Raw genomic sequence first — 12475 nt, 5'->3', positions numbered from 1 at the left:
ATGTTGCTGGTCCTGCTCGGCCTGCTGCTCATCGGCCGCGGGCTGTGGAACGCCGGCGCCGATCCGATCGTCCGCACCGCGAGCGTCGAACTTGCCGATTGGCCGGCAGATGCGCCGCCGATGCGCGTGCTGCTCGTCTCCGACACCCATGTCGCGGGGCCCGACATGCCGCCCGAGCGGCTCGCCTCGATCCTGCGCCGCTTCAATGGCCTCAAACCCGACCTGATCCTGCTCGCGGGCGATTTCCATAGCGGCAAGACGCTCTCGACGCGCCACTATTCGGCCGCCGAACTGACTGCGCCCTTTGCCCAGGCGAAGGCGAAATATGGCGTGATCGCGGTGCTGGGGAACCATGACTATTGGTTCCAGCCCGAACCGATCGCCAAGGGCATGAAGGCCGCGGGGGTCACCGTGCTGCGCAACCAGGCAGTGCGGCGCGGGCCGCTGATCGTCGGCGGGGTCGACGACAAGGTCACCAGCCACGACAATCTGAAACGCAGCTATGCCGCGATGGACGCGCTCGGGCCGGGGCCGCGCATCCTGACGACGCACAGCCCCGACATCGTCCCCGACCTGCCCGCGCCGGTCGATGCGGTGTTCGCGGGCCACACCCATTGCGGCCAGATCGCGCTGCCCCTCGTCGGACCGCTCAGCTACGCCTCGAAATATGGCGACCGCTTCGGTTGCGGCGCGATGACCGACGGCGGACAGAAAATCTTCGTCGGCGCGGGGCTCGGCACCAGCATATTGCCGCTGCGCTATGGCGTGCCGCCCGACGTCTGGCTGGTGACCTTGGGCCCCCAGCGGTGAGCGGCGTCCAGCAACTCGTTGGCCTCGCGCCGCTGACCCTCGCCGGCGCGGCGGCGATGACCTTTGGCGCCGCCTATGTGCGCGGGCTGACCGGTTTCGGCATGGCGATCATCCTCGTGCCCCTGCTCGGGCTGATCATCGGTCCCGAGGAGGCGGTGGTGCTCGGCATATTGCTCCAGCTGCTGATCGGGCCGGTGGGCATCCGCCTCATCCTCGCCGACGCCGACCGCCCGACCGCGATCCCGATCGCCCTGCTCGCGATGGTGACGACGCCGCTCGGCATGGTCGCGCTCGACGCGACGCCATCCGGCATCGCCCGATTGCTCATCACGCTGGCGGCGGTGCTCGCCTTCATCGCGGTGCTGCTGCCCAAGCATCCCGACGGCCACCGGCCGACCCGCGCGGCGGTCGCGGGCACGGGCTTCGCGTCGGGCATCCTCACCGGCTTCGCGGCGATGCCGGGGCCGCCGGTCGTGCCCTTCTATCTTCGCCGCGCGCTCGATCCCGGCGTCGCGCGCGCCTCGATGCTCCTCATCTTCTTCGCCACCGCCATCGCCGGCACGCTTGCCGCGCTCTGGGTGGGCATTGCGACGCGGAAATTGTTCCTGATCGCGCTGATCCTCTTCCCGCCGATGTGGCTCGGCAACCTGGTCGGCGCGCGCCACTTCGGCCGTGTTCCGGCGCATGTGTGGCAGGCGATGGTCGCCGCGGTGCTCGGGCTGGCGGCGGTGTCGGCGGTGGTGCGGCTTCTGAACTAGAGGCAGGGTTTTGACGAAAGAAAAGAGAGATGTTTCGCGCGAAGACGCAAAGACTCGAAGATGGCGCATAATCTTTCGGGCGATTGTTCCTCGCCGCAGGCGACTATTTGATAAGGCGCTTTGCGCTATGGGCGCGCAACGGCTGTAATGGTGCCACTTCTTCGTGTCTTTGCGTCTTCGCGCGAAACAAAAATCCGGCGTCTCCCCACGAACTGACGCCAATTCGACAAACCGCCGATCCTACAAACTCCTGAGCGCACTCGCTATACCGCACCGACAGCAAAGGCCAGCTTCCCGCGATGCCGATCAGGAAGGCCAGCCCCGCGCCGCCGAACAGCGTCATGCCCACGATGAACGGATCGGGCGCGAAGCTGAAGTCGAAGAGCTGCGTCACCACATACCAGCCCGCCGCCAGCCCCAGCCCGAGCGCCAGCGCCGCGAGGATCAGCGCCAGCACCGCATATTCCAGCCCCTGCGCCGCCAATATCTGTCCCCGGGTCGCGCCGAGCAATTTCAGGATCACGCTGTCGTAAACACGCCGTTCGCGGCTCGCCGCGATGGCCCCGATCAGCACCGCGATCCCGGCCAGAATCGCGATGCTCGCCGCCGCGGCGATCGCCTGGCTCATCTGGGTGAGCAGCGTCGTGACCTGCCCGATCACGTCGCGCACCGCGATCAGCGAGGCCGAGGGGAAAGCGCGCGGGATACTTCGCGCCAGTTCGGCTTCGGCGGCGGGCGGCACCGCGACCGTCGCGACCATATTGTGCGGCGCGGCGTCGAAGCTGCCGGGCGAGAAGACGAGCACATAGTTGAGCCCGAAATTGTCCCATTCAACGGTGCGGAAGGAGGCCACTTTCGCTTGCACCTCGACGCCCAGCACGTTGACCGACAGCGTATCGCCGATCTGGAGGCCGAGCGAGGCCGCGACCTCCTGCTCGACGCTGACCAGCGGCGGTCCCTTGTAGTCGGCGGGCCACCATGTTCCTTCGGTCAGCTCGCTGCCGTCGGGCAGCGCGGGGCTGTACGTCAGCCCGCGGTCGCCGCGCAGCACCCATGCGCCCTCGGGCAATTGTTCGAGCTCGTCGACGCGCTGCCCGGCATATTCGGTGACGCTGCCGCGCAGCGCCGGGATCATGTTGATGTCGGCGTCGGGCGCGGCCTTGGTCACCATCGACCGGAATTGCGCCGCGCCATCGCGCGGAATGTCGAGCACGAAGAAGCTCGGCGCGCGCTGCGGCACGGTGCGCGCGATTTCGGCGGTGATGCTCGTCTGGATCGCCGCGAGCGTCACGAACAATGTCAGGCCGAGCCCCAGCGCCACCACCAGCGCCCCCGTCGCCGCGCCCGGCCGGTGCAGGTTCGCGACGGCGAGGCGAAGGAGCGGTTGTTTCGGCCGCGGCACGAGGCTCGCTCCCTTGCGCACCAGCCAGCCGATGCCGACGAGCAGCAGCAGCAAGCCCGCCGCCGCGCCGACGAAACCGAGCGCGAACAGCGGCTCGCGCGCGGTGCCCACCGCCAGCGCGATGATCGCCGCCAGCGCGGCTCCGACGGCAAGGATCGTCCGCGTTTCGGGTCGCGCGCTGCCGTCGATCGTCGCGCGGAACAGCCCCGCCGCGGGCACGCGCCGCGTCGCCGCGAGCGGGGGCAGGGCGAAGGCGACTGCGATGAGCAGGCCGTAAGCCGCGCTGATCGCCAGCGGCAGCGGATAGAGGGCGATCCCCGGCTTCACCGGCAGCACGTCGCCCGCGATGGCGGAAATCGCCGCGGGCGCCAGCGCGCCGGCGACCAGCCCCGCGAAGATCGACACCGCCGCGACCGCCAGAATCTGCAAGCCATAGAGGCGCATCACCGTACCGCTGTCGGCGCCTAGTATCTTCAGCGTCGCGAGGCCGGGCCGCTTGCCCGCGAGATAGGAGGCGACGCCATTGCCGACGCCGATCCCCGCGATCACCAGCGCCGCCAGCCCGACGAGCGACAGGAACTGTCCCATGCGCTCGATAAAGCGCCGCGTCCCCGGCGCGCCGTTGCTGCGGTCGGTGATTTTCCACCCCGCCTCGGGGAATTGCCCGGTCAGCCGCTTGCCGACCGTTTCGGGATTGGCATTGTCGGGCAGCCGGACGCGATATTTGCTTTCATAGAGACTGCCCGGCTGGATCAGCTTCGTCGCTTCCAGATCGCCCAGCCCGATGATCGCGACTGGCCCCAGCGTGAAGCCTTCGCCCAGCCGGTCGGGTTCCTCGGCGATGATGCCGTCGATACGGAAGCTCTTGTCGCCGAACTTCACCTGCCCGCCGACCTTCAGTTCGAGCCGCGAGGCGAGGTCGGCGCCGATCCAGATCGCCCCCGCCGGCGGCGGTCCGCGCCGCGCGCCGCTTTCCAGCCGCATCGTGCCATAGAGCGGATAGGCGGCGTCGACCGCCTTCAGCTCGGACAGCAGGGCCTCGCCATCGGGGGCATTCGCCATCGCGCGCATCCGCACCGTCGCCGATGTCTGACCTTCGCCACGGAACGCCGCCATTTCGGTCTCGCTCGCCTGCCGCTGCGGCAGGGCGAATTCGATGTCACCGCCCAGGATCGTCTGCCCGCGCGCCTCCAGCTCGGACGTGATCCCGCGCGTCAGGCTGCCGATCGCGGCGAGCGTCGCGACGCCGAGGAACAGGCACAGCGCGAGCAGTCTGAGCCCGCGGATGCGCGCCGCGAGATCGCGCCGCGCGATCCGCCAGAGAGTGGCGAGGGGGAGCATCAGCGCCGCGTCCTGCCGGTGCGTTCCTCGTCGATCCGCCCGTCGTGCATCACCAGCACCCGGTCGCAATGCTCGGCGAGCTCGGGGTCGTGCGTGATGACCAGCAAGGTCGCGCCGAGCGCCTTGCCGCGTGCGAAGAGCAGGTCGACGATCGCATGCCCGGTCGCGGTATCGAGATTGCCGGTCGGTTCGTCGGCAAAGAGGATTGCGGGCTCGCCCGCCATCGCGCGGGCGATCGCGACGCGCTGTTGCTCGCCGCCGGAAAGCTGCGCGGGATAATGCGTCAGGCGATGCCCGAGGCCAACGGCTTCCAGCTCGGCGGTCGCCCGCCCGAAGGGATCGTCATGGCCCGAAAGTTCCAGCGGCACCGCGACATTTTCCAGCGCCGTCATCGTCGGCAACAGGTGGAACGCCTGCAGCACGATGCCGATCCGCCCGCGCCGCGCGCGCGCGAGGCCGTCCTCGTCGAGCGCGGTGAAATCGGTCCCCGCGACATGGATCGTCCCGCCGCTCGCGCGTTCGAGCCCTGCGAGCACCGCCATCAGCGAACTTTTGCCCGATCCTGACGGCCCGAGCAGCGCGACCGATTCTGCTTAGCCGCAACGGTCAGGTCGACGCCGCGCAATATTTCGACGGGGGCCTTGTCGGTGCCGAGCGTCAGCGTCACATTATGGGCGGCAATCGCCGCCTCGCGCGGCGGTCGTGGGGCATCGGTCAAGAAGGGACCCTTTGGAATGATCAAGGCCGGATGGCGTTCGTTCTGGACATATGGTTGCGTCGTCGCGCTTTGCCAACCGCTCGCCGCGTGCGGATCGGCGGAAAATCCCGCCGCTTCGACCAAGGAGGCATCGGCTTCGACCAGGGCCGCGACGATCCCCGCCGACGCGCCGCTCGTCATCGCTTTCGGCGACAGCCTCTATGCGGGTTACCAGCTCGGGCCGAAGGAAGGGCTCGCGCCGCAGCTCCAGGCCGCGCTCGCCGCCGACGGCGTGATCGCGCGGGTGCAGAATGCGGGGGTCTCGGGCGATACGACGGCGACGGGCCGCCAGCGGCTGACCTTCGTGCTCGACAATGCGAAGGCGAAGCCGGCGGTCGTGCTGCTCGGACTCGGCGGCAACGACATGCTGCGCGGCATCGACGCCGCCCAGACGCGGGCCAATCTCGACGCGATGCTCGCCGAGCTCAGGAAGCGCGACATTCCGGTGGTGCTCACCGGCATGGTCGCGGCGCCCAATCTCGGCGCCGACTATGCCGCGAAATTCGACCCGATCTTTCCCGAGCTCGCCGCCAAATATGACGCGAGCCTCTATCGCTTCATCCTCGACAATGTGGTGACGGACAAGGCGCTGATGCTCGGCGACAATATCCACCCCAATGCGAAGGGGGTGGCGGTGATCGCCGAGGCGCTGGCGCCGCTGGTCGAGGAAGAATTGCCGGATCCCAATTAATCCTCCCCGGAACGGGGAGGGGGACCACCCGCAGGGTGGTGGAGGGGGTTATCGGTTTAACGCGACGCTGCGCGAGGATGCGAGCCCCCTCCGTCAGCGCTGCGCGCTGCCACCTCCCCACAAGTGGGGAGGATCAATGGCCCAGCAATTTCTCCGCCCGCACCCGCCAGCTTGCCGCCAGAACATCCATGTTCGCCAGATCGCGCAAAGCCCCCGGTTCGCGTTTCCCCGCGCCGCCGATCAACAGCCCGAACACGCGCGCGACGCTCCAAGCGGGCAGGGGCCTTTCGACCAGTTCGAGCGTGTCGCCCGCCGCGACCGCGCCTTCCTCGATCACCCGGTAATACCAGCCGCTCCGCCGCGACGTCACCACCGTCGCGGGTACGCTCGCGACCCCGAACCGATGCCCCAGCTTCCAGCACGGCTGGCGCCCCTGGCTGATCTCGACCAGCGCGCTGCCGAGCCGATAGCGGTCGCCGATACAGGCATCGCTCTCGACGAGCCCCTCGGTCGAGACATTCTCTCCGAATGCGCCCGGCGCATCGAGCAGGCCATGGCCGCCGAGCGTTTCCGCCCACCAGCCATAATGATCGCGCGGATAATGGTGGATCGCCTTGTCGTGGCCGCCATGGACGGTCAGGTCGGCCTGCTCGTCGCCCGCGATGCCGAGGAAGCCGACATGCAGGCTGCCGGTGACCGGAGCCTTGGCGATCGCGCTCGGCTCATCGCCGCGAAACATGCGTGCCTTGCCGATCAGAATGGCGTCGATTGTCCGTTGCATGAGCGCCTATCCGGAGCGTTTTCCGGGCAGGCGGAATTGCCCGGAGACTCGAAAAACCCGGTAATACAGACTTCTGGAGCGCCAGTCCCAATTCAGTCGAAACCGGAGGCGCTCCAGCGGCTGGAGGTGGGGACGGAAAGGCGATGTGAAGGGCTGACGCGCAACCGGCGGAGGGAGCCTGACCGGTCGCGTTCCGCGAAGGCGCCTGGCTATTGCAAGGCTGCGATGATGCGCTCCGCCAGCCAATCGGCGTCGCCCCCGGCAAAACTGTGCGACTGGCTGGCGAGCCGTTCCGTTCGGACCGCTCCCGGATCCGCCTCGATTCGGGCCAGCAGCGGCGCCAATTTGTCCATGAACGCCTGCGCCGTGCGATCGCCCGTCGCGAGCAGGATCGTCGCCGGGCAGGCTATCTCCGCGAGGCGGCTGCCCAACTCGTCGGCCAGGCTGCCGGATGCGGGTGCCGCGGGCTTGCGCCCCATCGCCGACAGTCCGCGCGCGAGTTTCCGCACGTCGATCTCGCCCCTCAGCAGGCGCAGCAGGCTCCTCGGGTCCTTCAGCCGCGCCAGATAGCGCGAACGAGATCGCCGACGCCGGGGGCAGGGCGGGTTCGTCCGCCTCCGCGCCGTCGCCATCCTCATAGGTCCAGGGATTGGCGAGGATCAGTCCCTCGAGTGCCAGCGGCTGGTGCAGCAACAGCGCGCTCGCGGCATCGCAATTGCCGAACGCGACCACGCGCGTTACTTGCGGCGCCGCTTCGCGAAACGCCGCGATGGCGGCGGCGATGTCGGGGGCGCTCGACCGGTAGCCGCCGTTTTCGCCTTCGCTGTCGCCGATCCCCCGGCGATCAAAGCGGAAGACGGGATGCCCCGCTTCGGCGACCCTTTGCGCCAGCATCGCCATGCCGCGATGCGCGCCGCTGCGAATCTCGTTGCCGCCCGACACGATCAAGAGGCCGGTCGCCCCCGGCGCCGCGTCGAGCGTCGCGGCGAGGGCGGCGTCTTCGCAGGCGAAGTTCAGATGACGCCGCATGCCGCCCCCCAGGCCGCGATATCGTCGGCGATCGCCCCGGCCATCGCCGCATCCTCGCCCGGTTCGGCGCGCAGCCACAGCGGCGTGCCCGCGATGCCGCCAGCGCCAAGCGCGACGCTGCGCAGCGGTTCGACCGGTTGCACTTCCGCAGCTCCCAATTGCGCGATCATCGCGGGCGACAGGCGATTGCCGGCGAGCAGCAGCGCCTCGCTTTTCGCCGCCTCGGTCAGGCTCTCGACCGACGAGGCCACGCCCGCCTCGCGGTCGGCGGCCACGCGCGCGCGCAGCAAGGTGCGCAGCAGCGACGCCCCGCCGGTCGGCGCCAGCCGCCACCAGCCCGCCGCCTTCGCCTTATGGTCGATCAGCGCCCCGCCGCGAACGGAAGCGACCAGCACGGGGCCGTCGATTTCCGCCGCAACTCCGGCCAGCGCCGCCTGCCATGTATCGAGGTCGACATCCTCCAGCGCCACCAGACTCTCATTCTGCCCCGGCAGGTCGGGCATCACCGCCGCGAACCCGCGCGCCGCGAGCGCGCGCATCGCCAGCACCAAAGTGCGGCGCGTGCGGTTCGCTTCCTCGAACAGCGGCGGGACGATCAGGACGGTCGCGTGCGGCGCGCCGGGGGGCTCGAAGCGCAGATGATGTTCGGATGTTGCCATGGCTTCGCTGCTCACCAACCGAACCCTGAAACCGTTTGTCCTGAGCTTGTCGAAGGACCGTCCTTCTTCCTTTCAACGATCGAAAGAAAAGAACGGCCCTTCGACAAGCTCAGGGCGAACGGGAGGAGGAGGCGAACCCGGTCCAACGGCCCTCAGTCGGTCACTTTGCGCAGCGAAAAGGCCAGCAAATTGCCATAGGTTTCGAAAATCTCGCCGTCGATCTCGTCGTCGTCGATGACGATGCCGAGGCGATCCTCCATCTCGGTCAGCACCGTCGCGACCGCCATCGAATCGAATTCGGGCAGTTCGCCGAACAGGCCGCTGTCCTCGGTCAGCGCGGCGGCGCGGGCTTCGCCCAGGCCCAATATGTCGGCGAGCAGCGCGCGCAGCGTGGCATCGACGCTTGTATCGGGGGCGGTGGCGGGGGTGTCGGTCATCCTGTCCTCACTCGCGCCCGAGCCACGAGCGCGCAAAAGCCTTGATCGCGGGCCCCCATGCCGCGATGCGCGCCGGATTGAAAGCCTCCAATCGCCACAGCGGCTCGTGGCGGTTCATCCAGTCGCGCTTGTACGCGTCGTTGCCGGTGCCGAAATCGACGCGTTTCACTCTGTCGGTCTCGATGACATGGCGGAACAATGCCGCCGACAGCAGGGTTCCGGGCGAGGCCTTCAGACTGTCCTCGACATGCGCGAGCTTGTGGATGAAGGCGGTGCCGTCCTCGACGGTCCAGAACTGCGCCGCAACCGGAATCCCGTCGATCCGGGCGATGCCCATGCGAAAGGTCCCGCGTCCGCTTTCGGCCTGCGCGAAGGCGCGCAGCAGCGCGGGGTCGCCCTCTTCGGGTTTCCAGCTTGCGGCATAGATGCTCTCATAGGCCGCCCAGCTGCCGGGGTCGAAGGTGGTGAGCAGCTGGATATCGACCACTCCCTTCTTCGCCTTGCGCCTGACGGTGTTCTTGAGCGCGCCGGGGCGGCTTTCCCACCATTGGTCGTGGGTCATTCCTTCAAGATCGAGCCAGTGGCGGTCGCCCGCCGGGACCGCCTTGACCCACCAGCCGGCCTTGCGCAGCGCGATCCGCACCTCCTCGTGGACGCCCTCGATCTCCGGCACCGGGTACAGCGTCAGCCGCGCCGCGCGCCCGCGCAGGCGGACGAACAGCTTGCGCAGCGCCGCGCCGCGTTCGCCCGGGTGGGCGGGGCCGGTGAACAAGGGCCGGATCGAGAAACTGTACCAGTTGGCGAGGCCGCTATACTGCCCCGCGTGATCGCGGCGCAGCGGCAGCCACGCAGCGACGGACCCCGCCTCGCCATGGGCGTCGAATCGCCCTTCGCCGGCAAAGCCGTGCGCCGCCAGCAAGTCGAACCAGGCCGCGCGGTCGAACGGCGACGCGGGCGCCGCCGCGCGCGCGTCGGCGGGCAGCCCCGCCATATCATTAGCGCGATGTTCACCGTTCCCTTGCATAGGCTGGCGCTCTATCACCACACTCCTAAGAACCGATGACCGACAATCAGGACCCATATTCGCGCCCGATCGACCATCTCGCCCGCCGCGGCGCCATCGACGCGCCCGCGCTGCTGATCGGCGATCGGGTCACGAGCTTTGGCGAACTGGACGCGGGCGTCGGGCGGCTCGCCTCGTGGCTGCTCGAACAGGCGGGCGGGCCCGGCGAGCGGGTCGCGAGCTGGAGCGCCAAGACGCGGCTCGCGTGCCTGATGCCGCTCGCGGCGGCGCGCGCGGGGCTGATCCATGTGCCGGTCAATCCGCTGCTGAAGGCGCCGCAGGTGGCGCATATCCTCGCCGACAGCGGGGCGAAATTGCTCGTCACCAATGCGGCGCGGAGCGACACGCTCGGCGCCGAGCCTGCCCGCCGAATGCGCCGTACAGGATCTGAAGATCGGCGAGGAAGTCGTTGATTCGGGCGGGCAGGGGCTTCCGCCGTCGCTCGCCGAGCCCGACGATCTTGCCGCGATCCTCTACACCAGCGGCTCGACCGGGCGCCCCAAGGGGGTGATGCTCAGCCACGCCAATCTCTGGCTCGGCGCCGAAAGCGTCGCCTCCTATCTGAAGATCGCTCCCGGCGACCGCATTCTCGCGGTGCTCCCGCTCAGCTTCGATTACGGCCAGAACCAGCTCCTTTCGACCTGGTTTGCGGGCGCCGCGGTGGCGCCGCTCGACTATCTGACCCCGCGCGACGTCGTGAAGGCGGTCGCGCGGCACGGCGTCACGACACTCGCCGGGGTGCCGCCGCTCTGGGTACAACTCGTCGAAAGCGAATGGCCCGCTGACACCGCGGCGCATCTGAAACGCCTGACCAACAGCGGCGGGGCTCTGACCCCCTCGCTGATCGACACGATGCGCGCGACCTTCCCGAACGCCGACATCTATCCGATGTACGGCCTCACCGAGGCCTTCCGTTCGACCTGGCTCGAACCCAGGCTAGTTGCCGACCATCCGACCTCGATGGGCCGCGCGATCCCGCATGCCGAAATCCTCGTCTGCCGCCCCGACGGCACGATCACGGCGGATGAGGAACCGGGCGAACTGGTCCATTGCGGGCCGCTGGTGGCGCAGGGCTATTGGCGCGATGCGGAGCGCACGGCCGAACGCTTCCGGCCCGCGCCGCGCGCGTCGCGCTATGGCGGCATCGCGGTCTGGTCGGGCGACACGGTGCGCCGCGATGCCAATGGCCTGCTCACTTTCGTCGGCCGCGACGATGCGATGATCAAGACCGCGGGCAACCGCGTCAGCCCGACCGAGGTCGAGGATGCAGCGGTGGCCTCGGGCCAGATTTTCGAGGCGGTGGCTTTCGGGGTGCCCGACGATCGGCTCGGCGCCGCGATCGTGCTGATCGTGCGCGGCAAGGGCGATGCCGACCGCGACGCGCTTGCCGCCTATCTCAAGGCCAACCTGCCCAATTTCATGCAGCCCCGGACGATCGAATGGCGCGGCGAACTGCCGCGCAATCCGAACGGCAAGCTCGACCGCGTCGCGATCGCCATGCGGCTGGAAGGTCGCGGCATGAAACCGCACGGCCCGATCCCGCCCGGCTTCGCCGCCGACGCCGACGGCATGCTGCTGATCGGCGGCCAGCGCGCCGACACCCTCGCCGAGGATGCCGGCGATACGCCGCTCTTCGTCTATGATTCGCACATGCTCACCGCGCGCGTCGCCGAATGGCGCGCCGCCATGCCCGCCGAGGTCCAGCTTCATTATGCGATGAAGGCGAACCCCTATGGCCCGTTGCTCGGCCATATGGCGGCGATGGTCGACGGGCTCGACGTCGCATCGGGCGGCGAGCTCAGGGCCGCGCGCGCCAGCGGCATGGCGGCGGGACACATCAGCTTCGCCGGGCCGGGCAAGCGCGACCGCGAACTCGAATATGCGATCAAGACCGGGGCGACGCTCAACCTCGAATCGGCGGGAGAGGCCGAACGCGCGCTCGCCATCGGCACACGGCTCGGCATCGTCCCGCGGCTCGCGGTGCGCGTCAATCCCGACTTCGATCTCAAGGGGTCGGGGATGAAGATGGGCGGCGGCGCCAAGCCCTTCGGGGTCGATGCCGCCGAGGTGCCCGCGCTCGTCCGCCGCCTGCTCGATGCCGGTGCCGACTGGCGGGGTTTCCATATTTTCGCCGGATCGCAGGCCCTCGATGCCGGGGCCATCGCCGAAACCCAGGCGCAGACGGTCGCGCTTGCCGCGCGGCTGGCGAACGAGATCGGCGCGGTGCCGCCGCTCGTCAACCTCGGCGGCGGCATGGGCGTTCCCTATTTCCCGGGCGACAGCGCGGTCGACGCGAAGGCGGTCGGCGATGCGCTCGCCGCGACGCTCGCCGCGCGCGACCCGATGCTGGGGCAGAGCCGCTTCGCGATGGAACTCGGCCGCTGGCTCGTGGCGGAGGCCGGCGTCTATCTGACGCGGATCGTCGACCGGAAGACCAGCCATGGCGAGACCTTCCTGGTCACCGACGGCGGCCTCCATCACCAGCTCGCCGCGAGCGGCAATTTCGGCACCGTGATCCGCCGCAACTATCCGATCGCGCTCGCCAGCCGCTTCGGGGAGGAGCCGGTCGAGACGGTATCGGTCGTCGGCTGCCTCTGCACGCCGCTCGACCGGCTCGGCGATCAGGTCGCGCTCCCGCGCGGCGAGGTCGGCGACCTGATCGCGATCTTCCAGGCGGGCGCCTATGGCGCGACCGCCAGCCCCTCGGCCTTTCTGGGGCAGGGGCTAGGCGAAGGAGATGCTGGTTT

9 protein-coding genes and 3 pseudogenes are annotated in these 12475 nt (G+C 69.1%); 5 read left to right on the top strand and 7 right to left on the bottom strand.

Annotated features, from left to right (window positions below):
- Together N0A20_RS11400 and N0A20_RS11395 are read left to right on the top strand one after the other, a co-directional pair.
- Positions 1 to 810, top strand: a complete 810-nt coding sequence (locus N0A20_RS11400; protein ID WP_260580515.1) for a metallophosphoesterase — start codon at positions 1 to 3, stop codon at positions 808 to 810.
- The gene (locus N0A20_RS11395) at positions 807 to 1568 is read left to right on the top strand and encodes a sulfite exporter TauE/SafE family protein (protein ID WP_260580514.1); all 762 of its coding nucleotides are present in this window, start codon (positions 807 to 809) and stop codon (positions 1566 to 1568) included. Before N0A20_RS11400 ends, N0A20_RS11395 begins: the two co-directional genes overlap by 4 nt.
- Before the next feature lie 103 nt (positions 1569 to 1671).
- On the opposite strand, the gene N0A20_RS11390 is transcribed toward N0A20_RS11395, so the two are convergent.
- Both N0A20_RS11390 and N0A20_RS11385 read right to left on the bottom strand, forming a co-directional pair.
- A complete protein-coding gene (locus N0A20_RS11390; RefSeq protein ID WP_260580513.1) occupies positions 1672 to 4311 on the bottom strand; it encodes an ABC transporter permease in 2640 nt (879 codons plus the stop codon).
- Positions 4311 to 5029: pseudogene (locus N0A20_RS11385) on the bottom strand (ABC transporter ATP-binding protein). The gene N0A20_RS11390 and the pseudogene N0A20_RS11385 overlap by 1 nt, the downstream one beginning before the upstream one ends.
- A gap of 16 nt (positions 5030 to 5045) precedes the next feature.
- Between N0A20_RS11385 and N0A20_RS11380 the strand changes: the two are divergent.
- Entirely contained in the window at positions 5046 to 5759 is a 714-nt protein-coding gene (locus tag N0A20_RS11380; protein ID WP_260580512.1) for an arylesterase, read from the top strand.
- Positions 5760 to 5892: 133 nt separating this feature from the next.
- Here the strand turns inward: N0A20_RS11380 and N0A20_RS11375 are convergent, their stop codons facing one another.
- The 5 genes from N0A20_RS11375 to N0A20_RS11355 form a co-directional block, all read right to left on the bottom strand.
- Positions 5893 to 6540: an MOSC domain-containing protein gene (locus N0A20_RS11375; protein ID WP_260580511.1), complete on the bottom strand. Its 648-nt coding sequence runs from the start codon at positions 6538 to 6540 to the stop codon at positions 5893 to 5895.
- Between the two features lie 209 nt (positions 6541 to 6749).
- A complete protein-coding gene (locus tag N0A20_RS20175; RefSeq protein WP_312846532.1) occupies positions 6750 to 7172 on the bottom strand; it encodes a hypothetical protein in 423 nt (140 codons plus the stop codon).
- A gap of 381 nt (positions 7173 to 7553) precedes the next feature.
- Positions 7554 to 8228 carry a hypothetical protein gene (locus N0A20_RS11365; RefSeq protein ID WP_260580510.1) on the bottom strand — a complete coding sequence of 225 codons (675 nt, stop codon included), beginning with the start codon at positions 8226 to 8228 and terminating at the stop codon, positions 7554 to 7556.
- Positions 8229 to 8380: 152 nt separating this feature from the next.
- On the bottom strand, positions 8381 to 8665 hold the full coding sequence (locus tag N0A20_RS11360) for an acyl carrier protein (protein WP_260580509.1): 285 nt from the start codon (positions 8663 to 8665) through the stop codon (positions 8381 to 8383).
- 7 nt (positions 8666 to 8672) lie between these two features.
- Complete coding sequence (locus tag N0A20_RS11355) at positions 8673 to 9656, bottom strand: GNAT family N-acetyltransferase (RefSeq protein WP_260580508.1); 984 nt, start codon at positions 9654 to 9656, stop codon at positions 8673 to 8675.
- A 68-nt stretch (positions 9657 to 9724) separates the two neighbouring features.
- Between N0A20_RS11355 and N0A20_RS11350 the strand changes: the two are divergent.
- Positions 9725 to 11225, top strand: a pseudogene (locus N0A20_RS11350) (acyl-CoA ligase (AMP-forming), exosortase A system-associated); the annotation flags it as partial.
- Between the two features lie 21 nt (positions 11226 to 11246).
- Positions 11247 to 12446, top strand: a pseudogene (locus tag N0A20_RS11345) (pyridoxal-dependent decarboxylase, exosortase A system-associated); the annotation flags it as partial.
- Between the last annotated feature and the right edge of the window lie 29 nt (positions 12447 to 12475).

It is taken from the genome of Sphingopyxis sp. PET50, from assembly GCF_025244705.1.
Lineage (GTDB): Bacteria > Pseudomonadota > Alphaproteobacteria > Sphingomonadales > Sphingomonadaceae > Sphingopyxis.
Note: the sequence above shows the minus strand (reverse complement) of the source record. Positions and strands in the feature narration are given on the sequence as shown.

What these genes read in the sequence shown, in the direction of transcription:
- N0A20_RS11400 (WP_260580515.1), top strand. Translation starts at nt 1, where the DNA reads ATGTTGCTGGTCCTGCTCGGCCTGCTGCTCATCGGCCGCGGGCTGTGG.
- N0A20_RS11360 (WP_260580509.1), bottom strand. Translation starts at nt 8,665, where the DNA reads ATGACCGACACCCCCGCCACCGCCCCCGATACAAGCGTCGATGCCACG.
- N0A20_RS11380 (WP_260580512.1), top strand. Translation starts at nt 5,046, where the DNA reads ATGATCAAGGCCGGATGGCGTTCGTTCTGGACATATGGTTGCGTCGTC.
- N0A20_RS11365 (WP_260580510.1), bottom strand. Translation starts at nt 8,228, where the DNA reads ATGGCAACATCCGAACATCATCTGCGCTTCGAGCCCCCCGGCGCGCCG.
- N0A20_RS11390 (WP_260580513.1), bottom strand. Translation starts at nt 4,311, where the DNA reads ATGCTCCCCCTCGCCACTCTCTGGCGGATCGCGCGGCGCGATCTCGCG.
- N0A20_RS11355 (WP_260580508.1), bottom strand. Translation starts at nt 9,656, where the DNA reads ATGGCGGGGCTGCCCGCCGACGCGCGCGCGGCGGCGCCCGCGTCGCCG.
- N0A20_RS11375 (WP_260580511.1), bottom strand. Translation starts at nt 6,540, where the DNA reads ATGCAACGGACAATCGACGCCATTCTGATCGGCAAGGCACGCATGTTT.
- N0A20_RS20175 (WP_312846532.1), bottom strand. Translation starts at nt 7,172, where the DNA reads ATGGCGACGGCGCGGAGGCGGACGAACCCGCCCTGCCCCCGGCGTCGG.